Source organism: Citrobacter sp. Cpa228, from assembly GCF_030333085.1.
In the GTDB taxonomy this organism is placed as follows: domain Bacteria; phylum Pseudomonadota; class Gammaproteobacteria; order Enterobacterales; family Enterobacteriaceae; genus Citrobacter; species Citrobacter pasteurii.
This window is the reverse complement of the sequence record NZ_JAOWGQ010000050.1, coordinates 1-21,192: the sequence shown is the minus strand read 5'-3', so window position 1 is coordinate 21,192 and position 21,192 is coordinate 1. Positions and strand designations below refer to the sequence as shown.

General features: G+C 52.2%; 15 protein-coding genes, 1 rRNA gene and 1 riboswitch. Of the genes, 9 read left to right on the top strand and 7 right to left on the bottom strand.

All coding sequences use genetic code 11. The features are described from left to right. Positions 1–2: 2 nt before the first annotated feature. The 5 genes from fsa to argE form a co-directional block, all read right to left on the bottom strand. Complete coding sequence (gene fsa / locus OGX91_RS13290) at positions 3–665, bottom strand: fructose-6-phosphate aldolase (RefSeq protein WP_040233034.1); 663 nt, start codon at positions 663–665, stop codon at positions 3–5. 267 nt (positions 666–932) lie between these two features. Continuing rightward, the gene (locus tag OGX91_RS13285) at positions 933–1,784 is read right to left on the bottom strand and encodes an AraC family transcriptional regulator (protein WP_040233033.1); all 852 of its coding nucleotides are present in this window, start codon (positions 1,782–1,784) and stop codon (positions 933–935) included. Between the two features lie 85 nt (positions 1,785–1,869). Next, positions 1,870–3,603 (bottom strand): phosphoethanolamine transferase CptA, encoded by a 1,734-nt coding sequence (locus tag OGX91_RS13280; RefSeq protein WP_005121686.1) that lies wholly within the window; start codon positions 3,601–3,603, stop codon positions 1,870–1,872. A 208-nt stretch (positions 3,604–3,811) separates the two neighbouring features. Next, a complete protein-coding gene (gene ppc / locus OGX91_RS13275; protein WP_040233030.1) occupies positions 3,812–6,463 on the bottom strand; it encodes a phosphoenolpyruvate carboxylase in 2,652 nt (883 codons plus the stop codon). Positions 6,464–6,705: 242 nt separating this feature from the next. Further along, entirely contained in the window at positions 6,706–7,857 is a 1,152-nt protein-coding gene (gene argE / locus OGX91_RS13270; RefSeq protein ID WP_005122768.1) for an acetylornithine deacetylase, read from the bottom strand. A gap of 155 nt (positions 7,858–8,012) precedes the next feature. On the opposite strand from argE, the gene argC reads away from it, so the two are divergent. From argC to oxyR, 4 genes are all read left to right on the top strand, one after another. After that, entirely contained in the window at positions 8,013–9,017 is a 1,005-nt protein-coding gene (argC, locus tag OGX91_RS13265) for an N-acetyl-gamma-glutamyl-phosphate reductase (protein ID WP_005122770.1), read from the top strand. A 7-nt stretch (positions 9,018–9,024) separates the two neighbouring features. Then, positions 9,025–9,801, top strand: a complete 777-nt coding sequence (gene argB, locus OGX91_RS13260; protein ID WP_137378532.1) for an acetylglutamate kinase — start codon at positions 9,025–9,027, stop codon at positions 9,799–9,801. 120 nt (positions 9,802–9,921) lie between these two features. Further along, positions 9,922–11,295, top strand: coding sequence for an argininosuccinate lyase (gene argH, locus OGX91_RS13255; protein WP_286626491.1), 1,374 nt, complete (start codon positions 9,922–9,924; stop codon positions 11,293–11,295). A 284-nt stretch (positions 11,296–11,579) separates the two neighbouring features. Continuing rightward, on the top strand, positions 11,580–12,497 hold the full coding sequence (oxyR, locus tag OGX91_RS13250) for a DNA-binding transcriptional regulator OxyR (RefSeq protein WP_003028858.1): 918 nt from the start codon (positions 11,580–11,582) through the stop codon (positions 12,495–12,497). Here oxyR and sthA read toward each other — a convergent pair. Continuing rightward, the gene (gene sthA / locus OGX91_RS13245) at positions 12,480–13,880 is read right to left on the bottom strand and encodes a Si-specific NAD(P)(+) transhydrogenase (RefSeq protein ID WP_040233022.1); all 1,401 of its coding nucleotides are present in this window, start codon (positions 13,878–13,880) and stop codon (positions 12,480–12,482) included. The two genes, oxyR and sthA, sit on opposite strands and share 18 nt — an antisense overlap. 191 nt (positions 13,881–14,071) lie before the next feature. Between sthA and fabR the strand changes: the two genes are divergently transcribed. Together fabR and OGX91_RS13235 are read left to right on the top strand one after the other, a co-directional pair. Further along, entirely contained in the window at positions 14,072–14,707 is a 636-nt protein-coding gene (fabR, locus tag OGX91_RS13240) for an HTH-type transcriptional repressor FabR (protein ID WP_003028862.1), read from the top strand. A 15-nt stretch (positions 14,708–14,722) separates the two neighbouring features. Continuing rightward, complete coding sequence (locus OGX91_RS13235; RefSeq protein WP_003825114.1) at positions 14,723–15,082, top strand: YijD family membrane protein; 360 nt, start codon at positions 14,723–14,725, stop codon at positions 15,080–15,082. A gap of 82 nt (positions 15,083–15,164) precedes the next feature. On the opposite strand, the gene trmA is transcribed toward OGX91_RS13235, so the two are convergent. Further along, positions 15,165–16,265, bottom strand: coding sequence for a tRNA (uridine(54)-C5)-methyltransferase TrmA (gene trmA / locus OGX91_RS13230; protein ID WP_005122776.1), 1,101 nt, complete (start codon positions 16,263–16,265; stop codon positions 15,165–15,167). Between the two features lie 115 nt (positions 16,266–16,380). After that, positions 16,381–16,577: riboswitch (cobalamin riboswitch) on the top strand. A 64-nt stretch (positions 16,578–16,641) separates the two neighbouring features. Between trmA and btuB the strand changes: the two genes are divergently transcribed. The 3 genes from btuB (at position 16,642) to OGX91_RS13215 (ending at position 21,192) form a co-directional block, all read left to right on the top strand. Then, on the top strand, positions 16,642–18,480 hold the full coding sequence (gene btuB, locus OGX91_RS13225) for a TonB-dependent vitamin B12 receptor BtuB (protein WP_040231799.1): 1,839 nt from the start codon (positions 16,642–16,644) through the stop codon (positions 18,478–18,480). Next, complete coding sequence (murI, locus tag OGX91_RS13220) at positions 18,425–19,276, top strand: glutamate racemase (protein WP_072041459.1); 852 nt, start codon at positions 18,425–18,427, stop codon at positions 19,274–19,276. Before btuB ends, murI begins: the two co-directional genes overlap by 56 nt. 374 nt (positions 19,277–19,650) lie before the next feature. Next, positions 19,651–21,192, top strand: a 16S ribosomal RNA gene (locus OGX91_RS13215).

Below are 21,192 nucleotides of genomic sequence, written 5' to 3'. Positions count from 1 at the left end.
CCTCACAGGTTGATGTGACCAAATGCGTTGTTCCAGTCCTGCTCAAACTTCTCTATTGCTGACTCTACCGCAGGGGTATTGAGCATTTGTTGCGCTACGTCTAATGGCAGGGTGATTGCGGCACATCCTGCCAGTAAGCAATCCAGCGCCTGGCGCGGTGTCTTAAAACTGGCTGCCAGCACCATGCTGTCTGGCGCATGCAGTTCCAGCAATGTTTGCAGTTCTTGTACTGTGCGGATACCGTCACCACCCTGAGCATCAATGCGGTTAACGTAAGGCGCGATGTATTTAGCCCCAGCCAGTGCGGCCAGCAGACCCTGAGAAGCACTGTATACCGCGGTGCCCAGTGTGGTGATACCCTCTTTTTTCAGCATTTTGATCGCGGCCAGACCTTCAGCCGTGACGGGAATCTTCACCACCAGGCCGGGTACGGCGTTGCTCAGGCGTCTGGCTTCTTCCACCATGCCTTGTGCATCCCGGCTCATGGTCTGGGCAAATAAAATGCCCTCTTCACCAATGGCGTTTTGCAGGCGCGGCAGCACATCCCAGATGGATTCTTTGCTTGCCGCTATAATGCTTGGGTTGGTGGTGACGCCCGCGATAGGGAAAATGCGGGCCAGACGTTCAACTTCTGCGACGTTGGCGGTATCCAGGTACAGTTCCATATAAAACACCCTCTTAATTTCTCGTTAGCAGCCCGTTACCGGGATACTTTGCTGTGCTCAGGATAAGAGTGTTTCGGTATACTTCGCTATCTGACAAATCTGTCAAAAGCTGGACAAATGTAATATATCGGTGAAAGTGGGAGATACTTCACATGTTCTTGGTTGGCCAGTTTAATCTGATGGCGGAGGATGCGTGTTTCTTTTTGATATTACAAAAGTCCAGTAAATATGTTTTTTGTCCTTTGTGGGTTTTGTCGCGACTTCACCTTAATGTGGGAACGTCTCTTTTTCCGTTAACTGGCTGTGATATTGCCGACGATACTCAGATGGTGAACGTTCGGTATTTTTGCGAAACAGGCGACAGAAGTAGTTGCTGTCGACGAACCCGCAGGCGTGTGCAACTTCTTTAATTTTCAGATCGTAGCCCTTCAATAGCGTTTTCGCTTGTTCAAGTCGGGTGTGGTTGAGATATTCGTTAAAACCAATGGCTCCGGTTTTCTGAAACAGATGCGAAAGGTAATTCGGTGAGATGTAAAAAGCCTGGGCGACGGATTCGCGGGTCAACGGAGAGGCGTAGCGTTCGTCAATGTAGTCGCGAATGGCGCCGAAAAGTGCCTGGCTACGCGATGCCGTCTGGATTTGACTACCGAGCAGGTCACGGCAATGGCTGAACAGGCTGGCAATAATTAATTTCGCGGTTTGCTGCTCCTGGGGCTGCATTTGTATTTCATTGAGTGCCTGTAGCATGAAGGAGCCGATACGCGGTCCGCGGCGTGCCACATGTTGATTGGCGAGATGTTGAAACTGGCGGCCATCCCATTGCATAACGCTAAAGATTAACTGCTGCTTAGCGAACAGAATCGTCAGCATGGTGACGGGCGTTTGCCATTGCGGAAGATTCCAGCCTCCTGCCGGGACGTACAGAACGTCTCCGGGAACAAGTATGTTCCCGATACCCGTATCCGAAAGTTGCCCCTCCAGCACGATTTCCAGTCGCGGAAAATCTGCCTTGTACGCCAGTTCTGGCGTTGCGGCATTGCTGCTGGCGAAGTAAACCTGATGCAGCGGTAAGGGACCGTTAATCAGGCGGGAAAGTAGGTGGCTGATGTTGTGATACATGTGAATCCCTGACAGATCGTGGACAGGGAAACAGTAACCGTCATCATAAAAAAAGGCCACTCTTAAAGAGTGGCCTGAGAGGGCGTTACTGATTCCCGATTTGATCGCCGTAAGGCAAGGAGTCGTAATCAATCAGGGCGTTTTTCTTGTACGGATTACCAATCCAGCGGGTCGTCTCTTTGAACTCCGGGCTGGTAATAGAACGGGTCGGATCGAAACCGTCGTACGTAAAGCCGGCTAAATCTGACCAGGTATGGATAAGTTCAGAACTGCTGTACTTGCGATTAACATCCTGCGAGAAGTCGCGTGGGTGCGCAGCCTGCCATTTTTCAGACGTCCACAGCAGGAACGGTACCGTATACATATGGCGCGTTGGGCTGTCTTCGTTACGGCCCTGCGTTTTATGTGGCGGCGTGTCATACACTTCTTCACCATGGTCAGAGAAGTAGAGCAGGAAGCCGTTTGGATCAGTTGCTTTGTAGTCTTTGATCAGGCTGGCAATGATATGGTCGTTATAGACGTTGGCATTGTCATAATCGTTATATGACTCCAGTTCATCACTGCTCAGACCTGCAGGTACGTTCTCGGTATTACCGTCAAACTTACCCTGGCCTTCCGGATAGCGGAATTTGTATTTAATGTGTGTACCCAGCAAGTGAACGATGATGAACTTTTTCGGTGCCGGGTCGGCCATGACTTCTTTAAACGGTGCTAGCACATTGCTGTCGTATTCACGCGCACTTTGGGTACGCTGCTGGTTCATATAGAACTGCTTGTCTGTCTGCCGGGAAAATACGGTCAGCATGGTGTTACGGGCGGTCATTGTTTGCTGGTTGGTGATCCAGAAAGTTTTATAACCCGCCTGTTTCATCATATTCATCAACGACGGCTGCGTCAGATATAAATCCGGGTTCTTCTCGTTTGCGAAGGTCAGCGCCTGTTGCAGGATTTCAATCGTGTACGGACGTGAGGTCACGACATTATTGAACACGGTGAAATTTGGATCGGATTTATGCAGCGCATCCAGTTCCGGCGTGGTTTCACGTGGGTAGCCGTACAGGCTCATGCGGCCACGTTGCGTTGACTCGCCAATCACCAGCACCAGCGTACGCGGAGCATCACCTGAATTGTCTTTAAAGTTAGCCAGTGGCGGCAATGCGTTGTTCTCATTCAGCAGGCTATTTAATGCGGTCAATTGTTGACGGTATTGATAATAACCCGAGATGAACTGCCATGGCGCGGCAGGCTCCATGCGCGATGCAAGGCCGCCCAACGTTTTCTCAAAAGGCTTATGCTTGATAAACGTATTGACGGTCATTGGGTGCAGAATTAAACCGTACAACAGTGCAAATGACACCAAATAACGCCATGGCGACGGAATATGAACCGGGCGTAAACGCGTCCACAGCAGGATTGCGATTGCTGTATAGGCCAGTGCGATAAGTACGATCTTGAGACTGAAATATTGGCTCAGATATTCGCGGGCTTCGTTAGCGTTGGTTTCAAACATGACGAACAGAACGCTTTGTGAGAATTCTTGTCCGTAAATAACATAATAACTCAGCGCGGCCAATGAAGCAGCCCAGAGTGCCACACCAATAACGGCGGCGATAATGCGAATACGGTTCGGGAATAAGAATACCGGAATCAACCACAATGAGCTGAACAGTATTGAGTCGCGTAATCCGTTAGTTCCGCTATAGCCAGTACAATAAATAATGGCCTGGAGTAAGGTAGAGAAGAACCAAAAATAGAGGAGTGCCCAACCCAGGGCTTTCCAGCTAAATTTGGGTTTAGACTGGAGTTGTAAGGATTGCATAGTGTGAGCCTGTCTTTAATCGTAGCGCCAACGTTAGCGGCTAAACCTTAAGAGGATCTGAAGCAATGCGAGTCGAAAATCGCGTTCTGCTAACAAATATCCATTGGATGTATAAAATGCAGACAGGAATATATTAAAAATGAGATGGTTATGACAGCAGTATTTTATGTCACCCTCGCGCAATAGCACGAGGGTGACAGGCATAAAATTAGCCGGTGTTACGCATACCGGCAGCAACGCCAGCAATTGTCACCATCAGCGCCTGTTCGACGCGTGGGTCTGGTGCATGACCTTGCTCTTCTGCCAGGCGCGAACGATATAATAATTCGGCCTGTAAGACGTTCAGTGGGTCAGTATAAATATTTCTTAACTGAATAGACTCGGCAATCCACGGTAGGTCGGCCATCAAATGTGAGTCATTGGCGATTGCCAACACCACATTGATATCGGCTTCCAGACGTTGACGCAGTTCTTCACCCAATGGCCAAAGCTCTTTTTTGACCAGGCGCTGATCGTAGTACTCCGCCAGCCACAGGTCAGCTTTTGAGAATACCATCTCCAGCATGCCAAGACGCGTGGAGAAGAATGGCCAGTCACGGCACATTGCTTCAAGTTCGCTTTGCTTACCGTCTTCAACCACTTTTTGCAGTGCCGTACCCGCACCCAGCCAGGCCGGAAGCATCAGGCGGTTCTGCGTCCAGGCGAAGATCCACGGAATAGCACGCAGAGACTCTACGCCACCGGTCGGGCGACGTTTTGCCGGACGTGAGCCGAGCGGTAACTTGCCCAGTTCCTGCTCAGGTGTTGCGGAACGGAAGTAAGGTACAAAGTCTTTGTTTTCACGAACATATCCACGATAGAGATCGCAGGAGATATCTGAAAGCTCATCCATGATATGACGCCAGCCATCTTTTGGCTCCGGCGGCGGTAACAGGTTAGCCTCCAGAATTGCGGCAGTGTACAGCGACAAGCTGCTGATGGTGACTTCCGGCAGGCCGTATTTGAAGCGGATCATCTCGCCTTGTTCTGTCACGCGCAGGCCGCCTTTAAGGCTACCTGGTGGTTGAGAGAGCAGTGCCGCATGGGCAGGCGCGCCGCCGCGACCAATGGAGCCGCCGCGACCGTGGAACAGCGTCAGTTCGATACCCGCTTTTTCGCAGGTTTTGATCAGCGCGTCCTGTGCCTGGTATTGCGCCCAGGAGGCCGCCATCACGCCCGCATCTTTTGCGGAGTCAGAGTAGCCAATCATGACCATCTGTTTGCCCTGAATAAAGCCGCGGTACCAGTCGATATTCAGTAGCTGGGACATGACGTCATCGGCGTTGTTCAGGTCGTCCAGCGTTTCAAACAGCGGTGCGACCGGCATAGCAAAACCGATACCAGCTTCTTTCAGTAACAAGTGTACGGCCAGCACATCTGACGGGGTTTTCGCCATCGAGATAACATAGGCGGCAATGGAGCCGTAAGGGGCTTCGGCAATGACCTGGCAGGTGTCCAGCACTTCGCGGGTGTCGTTGCTCGGTTCCCAGTGACGCGGCAGCAGCGGACGCTTGGAATTCAGCTCACGGATCAGGAACGCTTGTTTATCCGCTTCTGACCAGTTTTCGTAGTCGCCAATGCCCAGATACCGGGTCAATTCGCCCAGAGCCTCGGTATGACGGGTGCTTTCCTGACGAATATCAATGCGTACCAGCGGTACGCCAAAACATTTCACGCGCCTAAGGGTGTCGAGCAACTCGCCATTGGCGATGATGCCCATACCACAGGCCTGCAGAGACTGGTAACACGCGTACAGCGGCTCCCAAAGCTGTTCGTTTTGGGTTAGCAGGCCAGTAGGCTTTGGCAGTTTTTCGCCTTTCAGACGGGCTTCCAGCCAGGCCTGGGTTGCCATCAGACGTGAACGCAGCGTTTTCATCAGATAACGGTAAGGTTCCGCTGCGCCTTCTTCGCCCACCAATGCCAGCAGCTCCGGTGTGGCATCTACCATCGACAGTTCAGAAATCAAAAACTGGATGTCTTTCAGGAACAGGTCGGTGGCTTTCCAACGGCTAAGCAGCAGCACATGGCGGGTGATATCGGCGGTGACATTCGGGTTTCCATCACGGTCGCCGCCCATCCAGGAGGTAAAACGCACCGGAACAAAATCAACAGGTAGCTTATAGCCCAGATGTTCTTCCAGCTGTTCATTTAGCTCGCGAAGGTAGTTAGGTACGCCTTCCCACAGGCTGTTTTCAACCACTGCGAAGCCCCATTTGGCCTCATCAACCGGGCTTGGTCGTAGTTTACGGATTTCATCCGTATGCCAGGACTGAGCAATCAACTGACGCAGACGACGCATCAGCTGATTGCGTTCGTAATCAACGATATCTTTGTTATCAAGCTGTTTGAGGCATGCGTTTACTTCACCCATTTTATGAATCAAGGTGCGGCGGGTGATTTCGGTTGGGTGCGCGGTCAGTACCAGCTCCAGAGACAGCGATTCCACGGCTTTCTTGATGGTGGTTTCATCGAGGTTGGGCTGGTCTTTCAGTTTACGCAAAGTGCGAGCAATCACTTCCGGGTTGCTGGCAGCTTCGCCTTTTGGCGAAATGCTGTGGTACTGCTCGGCGGTGTTGGCCAGGTTCAGAAACTGGCTAAACGCGCGGGCAACCGGCAGCAGCTCGTCGTTAGACAGGTTTTGCAGCGTGGTGAGCAATTCCTGGCGATTGATTTCATTGCCAGCGCGGGATGACTTGGACAACTTACGGATTGTTTCTACGCGGTCGAGAATGTTCTCTCCCAGCGCGTCCTTGATGGTCTCTCCCAGCACTTTGCCGAGCATACTGACATTACTACGCAACGCGGAATATTGTTCGTTCATATTTACCCAGACACCCCATCTTGAAATTATTAGCCCTGTATTTTTCGGGCTTAACTTTTTAGCCGTCTTTTATAAAGCCACGTAAAACTCGTGGCGTCAATTGCTGCGAAATCGGTTCAGCAAACGAAAAAATGGCGGCAATTTACGTTATTTAATTCACATCGAACCAAATAAGCGTTGCTTATGGAGATGTTAATAAATTGCCTCGCTTACCACTAAAGGGTTAGCGAGGCGATAAACGGTTAATGCCAGCAGAAGTGATGCACAACCTGGGTGATTAATTCGCGGGTTGGCTTAATAAAGCGTGTTTCCAGATATTCATCCGGCTGATGTGCCTGATTAATAGAGCCGGGACCCAATACCAGCGTCGGACACAGCGTCTGGATAAAGGGCGCTTCGGTGCAGTAGTTCACCACTTCAGTCTGTGCGCCCAGTAGTTTCTCAACCACCTCGACCAGCTGATGGTCCGGCGGACACTCATAGCCAGGAATGGGCGGATGCAGTTCCGATACCGTCAGGCGACCCGGCCAACGTTCACTGACCGGGGCCAGCGCATCGTTGAGTAGCCCATTCAGATCGTTAAGCGTCATGCCGGGTAGTGGACGAATATCCATATGCAGTTCGCAGCAGGCGCAGATACGGTTAGCAGCATCGCCGCCATGAATATGGCCCAGATTTAACGTGGGGTACGGCACGGTAAAGGCGTCATGGTGATAGCGTTCTTTCAGGTCATCGCGCAGCTTCATGATATGGCCAATGGCATCATGCATCAGTTCAATCGCATTCACGCCGCGCGCCGGATCGCTTGAGTGACCCGACTGACCCAAAATTCGAATCGCATTAGAGATATGGCCTTTGTGCGCGCGAACGGGCTGCAGAGATGTCGGTTCGCCAATGATCGCGCAGTCCGGGCGGAGCGAAGTCGTTTCAGAAAAGTAACGTGCGCCGGCCATACTGGTCTCTTCATCAGCGGTGGCCAGAATGTAGAGTGGCTTTTTCAGTTTCGTTACATCTACACCGCGCAGTGCATCGAGAATAAAGGCAAAAAAGCCTTTCATATCCGCTGTACCCAGACCGTAGAGCTTATTGTCATGCTCGGTGAGGGTGAAGGGGTCGCGCGTCCAGCGTCCATCGTCAAAAGGTACGGTATCGGTATGGCCTGCCAACAACAGGCCGCCGGCACCATGCCCGACACTCGCCAGCATATTGAATTTATTGCGCGTACCAGGAACTGACTGAACCTCAACATTGAAGCCTAAATCTTTAAACCAGTTCGCCAGCAGAGTGATTAAACCTGCATTGCTTTGATCGAGCGCTTCTTCGGTTGCGCTAATCGACGGTGTGGCAATCAGAGCGCGGTAAATCTCGATAAATGGCGGTAAATTGTTTTTCATTGTTGACACACCTCGGGTCATGATAGTATCAATATTCATGCAGTATTTGTGAATAAAAATACATTAACGTTGAGCGTAATAAAACCCACCAAGTGTAAGGTGAGGTGATAAAGGCTTATACCTGGCAACCGAATCTAAGAAGGTGAGCAGCCCCGATGTTGAATACGCTGATTGTGGGCGCCAGTGGCTACGCTGGCGCAGAGCTTGTGACCTATGTAAATCGCCATCCTGATATGACCATAACCGCTTTGACCGTCTCAGCGCAAAGCAATGATGCAGGAAAATTAATCTCCGATTTACATCCGCAGCTAAAAGGCATTGTCGATTTGCCGTTACAGCCAATGTCCGATATCAGCGAGTTTAGCGCAGGGGTGGACGTTGTGTTCCTCGCGACGGCTCACGAGGTCAGTCATGATCTGGCACCGCAGTTTCTGCGTGCCGGGTGTGTGGTGTTTGACCTCTCGGGCGCGTTTCGCGTAAACGACGGCGCGTTCTATGAAAAATATTACGGCTTTACCCATCAGCATCCTGACCTGCTGGAGCAGGCAGTGTACGGCCTGGCGGAGTGGAGCGCAGACAGTCTGAAAGACGCGAATTTGATTGCTGTTCCGGGTTGTTACCCGACGGCGGCACAATTGTCGCTGAAACCACTGATTGATGCCGGGCTGCTGGATCTCAGTCAGTGGCCGGTGATTAACGCCACCAGTGGGGTGAGCGGTGCGGGCCGTAAGGCCGCTATTTCGAACAGCTTTTGTGAAGTGAGCCTGCAACCGTATGGCGTGTTTACTCATCGCCATCAGCCGGAAATCGCGACTCACCTGGGTACGGAGGTGATCTTCACCCCGCATTTGGGCAATTTCCCGCGTGGGATCCTGGAAACCATTACCTGCCGTTTGCAAGCGGGCGTGACTCATGCGCAGGTGGCCCAGACGTTGCAACAGGCGTATGGCGATAAACCACTGGTACGTTTGTATGATAAAGGTGTTCCGGCGCTGAAGAACGTGGTTGGCTTACCGTTCTGTGATATCGGGTTCGCCGTACAGGGCGAGCACCTGATTGTGGTAGCGACTGAAGATAACTTATTGAAGGGCGCGGCGGCACAGGCGATGCAGTGCGCAAATATCCGTTTCGGCTTTGCTGAGACGCAGTCTCTTATTTAAGGGTGCAATGATGAATCCATTAATTATCAAGCTGGGCGGCGTTTTACTGGATAGCGAAGAGGCGCTGGAGCGTCTGTTTACCGCGCTGGTAAATTATCGCGAGTCGCATCAGCGTCCGCTGGTCATTGTCCACGGTGGTGGCTGTGTCGTCGACGAGCTGATGAAACAACTCAATCTGCCGGTGAAAAAGAAAAATGGTCTGCGTGTTACGCCAGCCGATCAAATCGACATCATCACGGGGGCACTGGCGGGAACCGCGAATAAAACTTTACTGGCCTGGGCGAAGAAACATCAAATTGCCTCTGTGGGTCTGTATCTTGGCGATGGCGACAGTGTAAAAGTGACGCCACTCGATAAAGAGTTGGGTCATGTTGGACTGGCGCAGCCGGGTTCGCCTAAGCTGATTAACACGCTGCTGGAAGGGGGGTTTCTGCCGGTAGTGAGTTCCATTGGCGTTACTGAAGATGGGCTGTTGATGAACGTCAATGCCGATCAGGCGGCGACGGCGCTGGCGGCAACGCTGGGTGCTGATCTGATCCTGCTCTCTGATGTGAGTGGTATTCTGGATGGTAAAGGCCAGCGTATTGCCGAAATGACCGCGACGAAAGCGGAACAGTTGATTGAGCAGGGCATTATTACCGATGGCATGATCGTGAAGGTCAATGCGGCGCTGGATGCTGCGCGTACGCTGGGGCGCCCGGTAGATATCGCTTCCTGGCGTCATGCTGAGCAACTCCCGGCGCTGTTTAACGGCACGCCGATTGGTACGCGTATTCTGGCGTAAGATTTTATGTGCCCGATGGCGGCTACGCCTTATCGGGCCTACGTGATAACACCGAACCTGTAGGCCGGATAAGCGCAGCGCCATCCGGCATTGAAATCGAATAATTTAAGGAAGCATGTTATGGCACTTTGGGGTGGGCGTTTTACACAGGCAGCAGATCAGCGGTTCAAACAGTTCAACGACTCGTTACGTTTTGACTACCGCCTGGCAGAGCAGGATATTGTCGGCTCTGTGGCCTGGTCCAAAGCGCTGGTAACCGTCGGCGTACTGACTGCTGATGAACAACTACAGTTGGAAGAAGCGATGAACACTCTGCTGGAAGAGGTTCGCGCGAATCCGCAGCAGATCCTGCAAAGTGATGCGGAAGATATTCACAGCTGGGTGGAAGGCAAGCTGATTGATAAAGTCGGGCAGTTAGGTAAAAAACTGCACACCGGGCGTAGCCGTAATGACCAGGTCGCCACTGATCTTAAACTGTGGTGCAAAGACACGGTCATGGAACTGCTGTCTGCGAATCGTCAGTTGCAAAGCGCGTTAGTCGACACCGCGCAAAATAATCAGGATGCGGTTATGCCGGGTTACACGCACTTGCAGCGTGCACAGCCGGTGACGTTTGCTCACTGGTGTCTGGCTTATGTCGAAATGCTGGCGCGTGATGAGAGCCGTCTGCAGGATGCGCTTAAGCGTCTGGACGTTAGTCCGTTAGGCTGCGGCGCGCTGGCGGGTACGGCGTATGAAATCGATCGTGAGCGACTGGCAGGCTGGCTGGGCTTTGCCTCGGCGACCCGCAACAGTCTGGACAGCGTTTCTGATCGTGACCATGTACTGGAGTTGCTCTCTGATGCCTCTATCGGCATGGTGCATCTGTCGCGTTTTGCTGAAGATCTGATTTTCTTTAACACCGGTGAAGCGGGCTTTGTTGAGTTATCCGATCGTGTGACCTCAGGTTCATCTCTGATGCCACAGAAGAAAAACCCGGATGCATTAGAGCTGATCCGTGGCAAATGTGGACGCGTACAAGGTGCGCTGACCGGCATGATGATGACACTGAAAGGTCTGCCGCTGGCGTACAACAAAGACATGCAGGAAGACAAAGAAGGCCTGTTCGATGCACTCGATACCTGGCTGGACTGTTTACACATGGCCGCGCTGGTACTGGATGGCATTCAGGTGAAACGTCCGCGTTGTCAGGAAGCGGCGCAGCAGGGTTATGCCAACGCCACTGAATTGGCGGATTATCTGGTTGCCAAAGGTGTTCCGTTCCGCGAAGCACACCATATCGTAGGTGAAACGGTGGTTGAGGCGATTCGTCAGGGTAAACCGCTGGAAGCATTGTCGCTGGCCGACTTGCAAAAGTTCAGCGCGGTGATTGGCGATGACGTCTATCCGATTCTCTCGCTGCAGTCGTGCCTCGATAAGCGCGCGGCGAAAGGTGGTGTTTCACCGCAGCAGGTTGCGCAGGCGATCGATTACGCGAAGGCGCGTATCGCATAACCTTTGTTGTTGTAGGCCTGATAAGCGTAGCGCCATCAGACAAAAAGTTATCAGAGCCTGGCATTACGCCGGGCTTTTTTACGCAAAAAAAAGCGGACCAGAGGTCCGCAAAAGTTCACGTTGGCTTTAGTTATTTCGAGTATGAGAACGGACAGGCGCTTCAAGGGTTAAAGGGTACCGTTCCGTTTCTGTGGTGCATTATTAAACAGAAAGCTTGATAGGGATAATCGTTCGTTGCTATTCTACCTATCGCCATGAACTATCGTGGCGATGGAGGATGAATAATGAATATTCGTGATCTTGAATACCTGGTGGCGCTAGCCGAGCATCGTCACTTCCGGCGAGCGGCGGATTCCTGCCACGTCAGCCAGCCAACGCTTAGCGGGCAAATCCGCAAACTGGAAGATGAGCTTGGCGTTATGCTGCTGGAGCGTACGAGTCGTAAAGTGCTGTTCACTCAGGCAGGTTTACTGCTGGTGGATCAGGCGCGTACTGTGCTGCGCGAGGTCAAAGTGCTCAAGGAAATGGCAAGCCAACAAGGCGAGACAATGTCAGGCCCGCTGCACATTGGTTTGATCCCAACGGTGGGACCATACCTGTTGCCGCATATTATCCCTATGTTGCACCAGACCTTCCCGAAACTGGAAATGTACCTGCATGAAGCGCAGACACATCAGCTGCTGGCGCAACTGGATAGCGGTAAGCTCGACTGCGTCATTCTGGCGCTGGTGAAAGAGAGTGAGGCGTTCATCGAAGTACCGTTATTTGATGAGCCTATGCTGCTGGCGATCTATGAAGATCACCCATGGGCCAACCGCGACTGTGTGCCGATGTCAGATTTAGCAGGTGAAAAACTGCTGATGCTGGAAGATGGTCACTGTCTGCGCGATCAGGCGATGGGCTTCTGCTTTGAAGCCGGTGCTGATGAAGACACCCATTTCCGGGCAACCAGTCTGGAAACGCTGCGCAACATGGTGGCGGCAGGCAGCGGTATTACTTTACTGCCTGCGCTGGCTGTGCCGCCGGAGCGTAAGCGTGATGGTGTGGTCTATCTGCCGTGCATTAAGCCTGAACCACGCCGGACGATTGGCCTGGTGTATCGCCCTGGCTCGCCGCTGCGCAGCCGTTATGAACAGCTGGCAGAGGCCATCCGGGGATCAATGGATGGCCATTTCGACAGTGCGTTAAAACAGGCGGTTTAAGCCATTTAGCGCCGCTACCCGATAGGCTTCCGCCATGGTTGGGTAGTTAAAGGTGGTGTTAACGAAGTACTCGATGGTGTTACCACCACCTTTTTGCTCCATGATCGCCTGACCGATATGAATAATTTCGGCTGCGCGTTCCCCAAAGCAGTGGATCCCCAAAATCTCTTTGGTCTCGCGATGGAACAAAATCTTCAGCGTTCCGACACTCATGCCGACGATTTGCGCCCGCGCCAGGTGTTTAAACTGGGCACGGCCAACCTCGTATGGAACTTTCATTGCCGTGAGCTGCTGTTCGGTTTTACCAACGGAGCTGATTTCTGGAATGGTATAAATCCCGGTCGGGATATCTTCAATCAGATGCGCGGTGGCTTCGCCTTTGACCAACGCCTGGGCGGCAATGCGTCCCTGGTCGTAGGCCGCCGATGCCAGGCTCGGATAACCGATCACATCGCCAACGGCATAGACGTGCGGCAGCGCCGTCTGGTACATGCTGTTGACCTTCAACTGCCCGCGACTGTCCGTTTTCAGACCAATATTTTCCAGTGCCAGCGAATCGGTATTACCGGTGCGACCATTGGCGTACAGCAGACAGTCTGCTTTCAGCTTTTTACCGGATTTCAGGTGCATGATGACGCCGTCATCACAGCCTTCAATCCGCTCATACTCTTCATTGTGGCGAATGACCACGCCGCTGTTCCAGAAGTGGTATGAGAGCGAATCGGACATCTCTTGATCGAGGAATGCCAGCAGACGATCGCGGGTGTTGATTAAATCAACTTTTACGTCCATTCCACGGAAGATCGACGCATATTCACAGCCAATCACGCCTGCGCCATAAATCAGAACATGGCGAGGTTCGTGATGCAGGCTGAGGATAGAATCGCTGTCGTAAACCCGTGGGTGCGAAAAATCGACGTCAGTTGGGTGATAAGGGCGTGAGCCACAGGCAATAACAAACTTATCCGCAGTCAGCGTTTCCACCGTGCCGTCGTGGCATTCCAGGGCGATCGTGTGTTCATCAACAAAACGGGCATTGCCCTGCAAAATTTCGCAGTGGTTACGCTCGTAAAACCCTTGCCGCATGCGCGTTTGCTGATTAATGACGTTATCAGCGTGGTTGAGAATATCGGCGAAAGAAGAACGAAGGAGTCGGGAGTGGTCGCTGTAAAGTGGGTTCTGATTGAATTCAATGATACGGCTGACGGCGTGGCGGAGGGCTTTCGACGGGATGGTGCCCCAATGGGTACAGCCTCCGCCGACGTTATGATAGCGCTCAATAACCGCGACGCGCGCTCCTTGCTTAACAAGACCCATCGCAGCGCCTTCGCCGCCGGGACCGGAACCTATTACTATTGCATCGTAATCGTAGGAATGTGACATGGTCAGGCTTACCTGTTCTTATACATAAAAGCAACAGAATAGTAACATCGTTGTTGAGATAACCCAATTATCGTTGTGCTTTTTTGCGAAGTCGAAGCACAAACTGCGCGTAAACAATCATTCACAAAGCCATGCCAACCGCCTAATCTCTGGTATAGTGCCAGCAAGGTATGTGGAAGGATTCAGACATCGTGATGGGCGTTAGAGCGCAACAAAAAGAGAAAACCCGGCGTTCGCTGGTAGAAGCCGCATTTAGTCAACTCAGCGCTGAGCGTAGTTTTGCCAGCCTCAGTCTACGCGAAGTCGCTCGTGAAGCGGGCATTGCGCCAACCTCGTTTTATCGCCATTTCCGCGATGTGGATGAACTCGGCCTGACGATGGTGGACGAGAGTGGTCTGATGCTGCGCCAGTTGATGCGCCAGGCGCGTCAGCGCATCGCTAAAGGCGGGAGTGTGATCCGCACCTCGGTCTCAACATTTATGGAGTTCATCGGCAACAATCCCAACGCCTTCCGTTTATTATTGCGCGAGCGTTCTGGGACTTCCGCAGCGTTTCGTGCAGCGGTCGCACGTGAAATTCAGCACTTCATTGCGGAACTTGCGGACTATCTGGAACTCGAAAACCATATGCCTCGTGCGTTTACTGAAGCGCAAGCTGAAGCCATGGTAACCATTGTGTTCAGCGCCGGGGCAGAAGCACTGGATGTTGGCGCCGAACAGCGTCGACAGCTGGAAGAGCGACTGGTATTGCAATTGCGCATGATCGCCAAAGGCGCATTTTACTGGTACCGCCGTGAACAAGAGAAGATGACGCACCACTCCGAGTAACGAGAAGGACGAGCAATGAAACAGTCAGGTCAAGATAAAGGTACGCTGCTGCTGGCGCTGGTTGCTGGCTTATCGATCAATGGCACATTTGCGGCGCTGTTTAGCTCCATTGTGCCATTCTCAGTATTCCCGATTATTTCGCTGGTGCTGACGGTTTATTGTCTGCATCAACGCTATCAGAACCGCACCATGCCTGTGGGGCTGCCGGGCCTGGCTGCCGCCTGTTTTATTCTCGGTGTTCTGTTGTACAGCACCGTGGTTCGCGCTGAATACCCGGATATTGGCTCTAACTTCTTCCCGGCGGTACTGTCGGTGATTCTGGTGTTCTGGATCGGTTTTAAAGTGCGTAATCGTAAGCAGGAAATAGCGGAGTAACAGTTGTAGCTGTAGGCCGGATAAGGCAAAGCCGTCATCCGGCAATCTGAACCGGTAGTGCTTATCCGGCCTACGTGCAGTCTTACTTCTTCGTTAACAGTACCCCACACTCCATATGGTGCGTATACGGGAACTGATCGAACAGCGCCAGACGTGAAACATTGTGCGTCTGGCTTAACGTTTCCAGGTTCTTACACAATGTCTCCGGGTTGCAGGAGATATACAGAATCCGCGGATACGCCTGCACCATTTTCTCCGTTTCGCTGTCCAGACCGCTGCGCGGTGGGTCAACGAAAATGGTCTCGCACTGGTAACTCTTCAGATCAATCCCCTGCAACCGGTTGAATTCGCGAACACCGTTCATTGCCTGCGTAAACTCTTCGGCTGCCATACGGATAATTTGTACATTATCAATATGGTTAGCTGCGATGTTGTACTGGGCTGCAGCAACGGACGGCTTGGCGATTTCGGTGGCCAGTACGCGGTTGAAGTTTTGCGCCAGCGCTAATGAAAAGTTACCATTACCGCAGTACAGCTCCAGCAGATCGCCCTTTGAACCTTTGGTGACATCAATCGCCCATTCCAGCATCTGAATGTTCATCGCAGCATTCGGTTGCGTGAAACTGTTCTCAACCTGGCGGTAGATAATCTCTTTGCCCGCGACCGGTAAACGTTCGTCGATATAATCTTGATCCAACTCGATTTTAGTTTTGGTCGCCCGGCCGATCAGGTGCACATTCAGGTTTTGCGCCCGCAGCGCATCCCGCAGCGCTTCGGCTTCCCGGCGCCACTCATTATCCAGTTTTTTATGGTATAGCATGGATATCACCGCCTGATCGCTCAGGGTGGTGAGGTAATCAATCTGGAACAGTTTGTGACGCAGGACGTGATTGTTGCGTACACCTTCAATCATTGCTGTCATCAGCGTATTGATAAGCTCGCTGGCTGCCGGAAAGCTGTCGACGCGAATACGGTTCTTCGTTTGGCTGTCGAACATGATGTGGTACAGGTCATCCCCGTCATGCCACAGACGGAACTCGGCACGCATACGGTAATGGCTAACCGGTGAGCGGAACACTTCCGGAGCCTTTGTAAAAAATGGCGTCATTAAGTTCTGCAGACGCACCACTTTTTCAGCTAGCTGTGCGTCGTACTGTTCTGTCGGAAGGTGTTCGGGGGTCATGATGCGTCCTGAAAAATAAAAGTACGCGGGGATTGTAGGGATTGCTCATCAGATGTCCAGTTATTGATGATTTCCGATATTGTGATATCCGGTCTGGACACCAGGTTGTAACAAACTGTAGCATCCGTTTTCCGGTCCTGTGAGTTAAAAGGGAATCCAGTGTGAATCTGGAGCTGACGCGCAGCGGTAAGGAAAGGTGAAATGAGAGCGTAAAGCAGACACTGCCTGTGGGTGGGAAGTCTTCATTTCTTTTTATTCGGTATCCTGAATAACCTTCCAAGCCCGAAGACCTGCCGGCTAACGTCGCATCTGGTTTTCACTATCGCGTACTATCGGTGGACCTGCGGCATCCTTCTTATATTGTGGATGCTTTACAATGATTAAAAAATCGTTGCTGTTGACGGCGCTTTCCGTCGCGGCATCTTCTGGTTGGGCGCAGGATGCTAGCCCAGATACTCTCGTCGTTACTGCTAACCGTTTTCAGCAGCCCCTAAGTGCAGTACTTGCACCCATCACCGTCGTTACACGTCAGGACATTGATCGCTGGCAATCTACCTCGGTAAACGATGTACTGCGTCGTTTGCCTGGTGTTGATATTGCACAAAGCGGCGGTATGGGACAGAACTCGTCTATTTTTATTCGTGGCACTAACGCCAGCCATGTTCTGGTGTTGATAGACGGTGTGCGTCTTAATTTAGCGGGGGTGAGCGGCTCGGCCGATCTTAGCCAGTTCCCGGTATCGCTGGTGCAACGTATTGAGTATATCCGCGGGCCGCGTTCCGCTATATATGGTTCGGATGCGATTGGTGGCGTGGTGAATATCATTACTACGCGCGAAAAACCAGGGACGGAACTGACTGCCGGCGTGGGAAGCAATGGGTATCAAAATTACGATATCGCAACCCAACAACAGCTTGGCGAAAATACGCGTGTCACGTTGATGGGCGATTATGCCTACACCAAAGGCTTCGATGTTGTGGCCTACGGTAGCACTGGTGCACAGGCTCAACCGGATAAAGACGGTTTCTTAAGCAAGACGCTGTATGGCGCACTGGAGCACAACTTCTCCGAGACATGGAGCGGGTTCGTTCGTGGTTATGGTTATGATAACCGCACAGATTATGACTCGTATTATTCTCCTGGCTCGGCGCTACTTGATACCCGGCAGCTTTATAGCCAGAGCTGGGACGCTGGGTTACGTTTTAATGGCGAGCTTATTCAGTCACAACTGGTTTCGAGCTACAGCCACAGTAAAGACTACAACTATGATCCGAACTATGGCCGCTATGATTCCTCGGCCACGCTGGATGAGATGAAGCAATATAATGTTCAGTGGTCAAACAGCATAGTTGTTGGCCACGGTAACATTGGTGCAGGCGTGGACTGGCAAAAGCAAACTACGGAGCCAGGCACTGGGTATGTTACGGACGGTTACGACCAACGTAATACTGGCCTCTATTTGACGGGATTGCAGCAGCTTGGTGACTTCACCTTCGAAGGTGCGGCACGTAGTGATGATAACTCCGAGTTTGGTCGTCATGGTACATGGCAAACTAGCGCTGGATGGGAGTTTATCGAAGGCTATCGTTTCATTGCCTCCTATGGCACATCTTACAAAGCGCCAAATCTGGGGCAGTTGCATGGCTATTACGGCAATGCAAACCTTGATCCCGAAGAGAGTAAGCAGTGGGAAGGGGCGTTTGAAGGGTTAACATCAGGTGTTAACTGGCGCGTGTCAGGGTATCGCAACGATATCGATGACATGATCGACTACAACACCCACACTCAGAAGTACTACAACGAAGGCAAAGTGCGTATTAAAGGTATCGAAGCGACTGCAAACTTCGACACCGGGCCGTTGGCGCATACGCTTAGCTACGACTACGTAGATTCGCGTAATGCGATTACCAACGAGCCACTGGCTCGTCGTTCTAAACAGCAGGTGAAATACCAACTCGACTGGCAGGTCTATGATTTTGACTGGGGCCTGACATATCAATATCTGGGGACGCGATACGATACGGACTACGTTACTTATCAACCGGTAAAAATGGGCGGTGTGAGTTTGTGGGATCTGGCTGTGTCATATCCGATCACCTCACAGCTGACAGTTCGTGGTAAAATCGCCAACCTGTTCGATAAAGATTACGAGACAGTTTATGGCTACCCAACTGCAGGACGGGAATACACCTTGTCTGGCAGCTACACCTTCTGATTCACGTCCCACCGTGCTGGTGTTTGATTCCGGCGTCGGTGGGTTGTCGGTCTACAATGAGATCCGGAATCTTCTGCCGGATCTCCACTATATATATGCTTTCGATAACGTCGCCTTTCCTTATGGTGAGAAAAGCGAAGAGTTTATCGTTGAGCGTGTCGTTGAGATTGTGACTGCAGTTCAGCAACGCTATCCCCTCGCGCTTGCGGTTATCGCATGCAATACCGCCAGCACGGTGTCACTCCCGGCATTACGTGAAAAGTTCGCTTTTCCGGTTGTCGGTGTGGTGCCTGCGATTAAACCCGCGGCGCGGCTCACGGCGAATGGTATTGTAGGGCTACTGGCGACGCGCGCGACGGTGAAACGCTCGTACACACACGAATTGATTGCGCGCTTTGCTAACGAGTGTCAGATAGCGATGTTGGGATCCGCTGAGTTGGTGGAGCTGGCAGAAGCGAAGCTGCACGGAGAACCCGTCTCGCTGGAAGATCTGCGCCGTATTCTGCGCCCGTGGTTGCGGATGTCGGAGCCACCGGACACGGTCGTACTCGGATGTACGCATTTCCCTCTATTACAGGAGGAGCTATTACAGGTCCTCCCGGAAGGGACGCGACTGGTGGATTCTGGTGCCGCGATTGCGCGTCGAACGGCCTGGTTATTAGAACATGAAGCGCCAGATGCAAAATCGGCCGATGAGAATGTGGCATTCTGCATGGCAATGACAACAGAGGCCGAACAGTTATTGCCAGTGTTGCAGCGCTATGGCTTCAAAACGCTCGAAAAACTGGCGATTTAGTCTTTTTTGGTGAAAAAGTATGCACTCGGAAAATTATTTTAAATTTCCCCTTGTCAGCCTGAAATAACTCCCTATAATGCGCCTCCACTGACACGGAACAACGGCACGCAAGCCGCCGGGTCAGCGGGGTTCCACTGAGAACTCCGGCGAAGAAAGCGAAATTAAATGCTTGACTTCGTGGCGGGATGGCGTATTATGCACACCCCGCGCCGCTGAGAAAAAGCGAAGCGGCACTGCTCTTTAACAATTTATCAGACAATCTGTGTGGGCACTCGAAGATACGGATTCTTAACGTCGCAAGACGAAAAATGAATACCAAGTCTCTGAGTGAACACGTAATTCATTACGAAGTTTAATTCACGAGCATCAAACTTAAATTGAAGAGTTTGATCATGGCTCAGATTGAACGCTGGCGGCAGGCCTAACACATGCAAGTCGAACGGTAGCACAGAGGAGCTTGCTCCTTGGGTGACGAGTGGCGGACGGGTGAGTAATGTCTGGGAAACTGCCCGATGGAGGGGGATAACTACTGGAAACGGTAGCTAATACCGCATAACGTCGCAAGACCAAAGAGGGGGACCTTCGGGCCTCTTGCCATCGGATGTGCCCAGATGGGATTAGCTAGTAGGTGGGGTAACGGCTCACCTAGGCGACGATCCCTAGCTGGTCTGAGAGGATGACCAGCCACACTGGAACTGAGACACGGTCCAGACTCCTACGGGAGGCAGCAGTGGGGAATATTGCACAATGGGCGCAAGCCTGATGCAGCCATGCCGCGTGTATGAAGAAGGCCTTCGGGTTGTAAAGTACTTTCAGCGAGGAGGAAGGTGCTGAGGTTAATAACCGCAGCAATTGACGTTACTCGCAGAAGAAGCACCGGCTAACTCCGTGCCAGCAGCCGCGGTAATACGGAGGGTGCAAGCGTTAATCGGAATTACTGGGCGTAAAGCGCACGCAGGCGGTCTGTCAAGTCGGATGTGAAATCCCCGGGCTCAACCTGGGAACTGCATCCGAAACTGGCAGGCTAGAGTCTTGTAGAGGGGGGTAGAATTCCAGGTGTAGCGGTGAAATGCGTAGAGATCTGGAGGAATACCGGTGGCGAAGGCGGCCCCCTGGACAAAGACTGACGCTCAGGTGCGAAAGCGTGGGGAGCAAACAGGATTAGATACCCTGGTAGTCCACGCCGTAAACGATGTCGACTTGGAGGTTGTGCCCTTGAGGCGTGGCTTCCGGAGCTAACGCGTTAAGTCGACCGCCTGGGGAGTACGGCCGCAAGGTTAAAACTCAAATGAATTGACGGGGGCCCGCACAAGCGGTGGAGCATGTGGTTTAATTCGATGCAACGCGAAGAACCTTACCTACTCTTGACATCCACGGAATTTAGCAGAGATGCTTTAGTGCCTTCGGGAACCGTGAGACAGGTGCTGCATGGCTGTCGTCAGCTCGTGTTGTGAAATGTTGGGTTAAGTCCCGCAACGAGCGCAACCCTTATCCTTTGTTGCCAGCGATTCGGTCGGGAACTCAAAGGAGACTGCCAGTGATAAACTGGAGGAAGGTGGGGATGACGTCAAGTCATCATGGCCCTTACGAGTAGGGCTACACACGTGCTACAATGGCATATACAAAGAGAAGCGACCTCGCGAGAGCAAGCGGACCTCATAAAGTATGTCGTAGTCCGGATTGGAGTCTGCAACTCGACTCCATGAAGTCGGAATCGCTAGTAATCGTGGATCAGAATGCCACGGTGAATACGTTCCCGGGCCTTGTACACACCGCCCGTCACACCATGGGAGTGGGTTGCAAAAGAAGTAGGTAGCTTAACCTTCGGGAGGGCGCTTACCACTTTGTGATTCATGACTGGGGTGAAGTCGTAACAAGGTAACCGTAGGGGAACCTGCGGTTGGATCACCTCCTTA

Excerpts from the sequence above, each read along its gene's own strand:
- fsa (WP_040233034.1), bottom strand. The coding sequence starts at position 665 with ATGGAACTGTACCTGGATACCGCCAACGTCGCAGAAGTTGAACGTCTG.
- OGX91_RS13285 (WP_040233033.1), bottom strand. The coding sequence starts at position 1,784 with ATGTATCACAACATCAGCCACCTACTTTCCCGCCTGATTAACGGTCCC.
- OGX91_RS13280 (WP_005121686.1), bottom strand. The coding sequence starts at position 3,603 with ATGCAATCCTTACAACTCCAGTCTAAACCCAAATTTAGCTGGAAAGCC.
- ppc (WP_040233030.1), bottom strand. The coding sequence starts at position 6,463 with ATGAACGAACAATATTCCGCGTTGCGTAGTAATGTCAGTATGCTCGGC.
- argE (WP_005122768.1), bottom strand. The coding sequence starts at position 7,857 with ATGAAAAACAATTTACCGCCATTTATCGAGATTTACCGCGCTCTGATT.
- argC (WP_005122770.1), top strand. The coding sequence starts at position 8,013 with ATGTTGAATACGCTGATTGTGGGCGCCAGTGGCTACGCTGGCGCAGAG.
- argB (WP_137378532.1), top strand. The coding sequence starts at position 9,025 with ATGATGAATCCATTAATTATCAAGCTGGGCGGCGTTTTACTGGATAGC.
- argH (WP_286626491.1), top strand. The coding sequence starts at position 9,922 with ATGGCACTTTGGGGTGGGCGTTTTACACAGGCAGCAGATCAGCGGTTC.
- oxyR (WP_003028858.1), top strand. The coding sequence starts at position 11,580 with ATGAATATTCGTGATCTTGAATACCTGGTGGCGCTAGCCGAGCATCGT.
- sthA (WP_040233022.1), bottom strand. The coding sequence starts at position 13,880 with ATGTCACATTCCTACGATTACGATGCAATAGTAATAGGTTCCGGTCCC.
- OGX91_RS13235 (WP_003825114.1), top strand. The coding sequence starts at position 14,723 with ATGAAACAGTCAGGTCAAGATAAAGGTACGCTGCTGCTGGCGCTGGTT.
- trmA (WP_005122776.1), bottom strand. The coding sequence starts at position 16,265 with ATGACCCCCGAACACCTTCCGACAGAACAGTACGACGCACAGCTAGCT.
- btuB (WP_040231799.1), top strand. The coding sequence starts at position 16,642 with ATGATTAAAAAATCGTTGCTGTTGACGGCGCTTTCCGTCGCGGCATCT.
- murI (WP_072041459.1), top strand. The coding sequence starts at position 18,425 with ATGGCTACCCAACTGCAGGACGGGAATACACCTTGTCTGGCAGCTACA.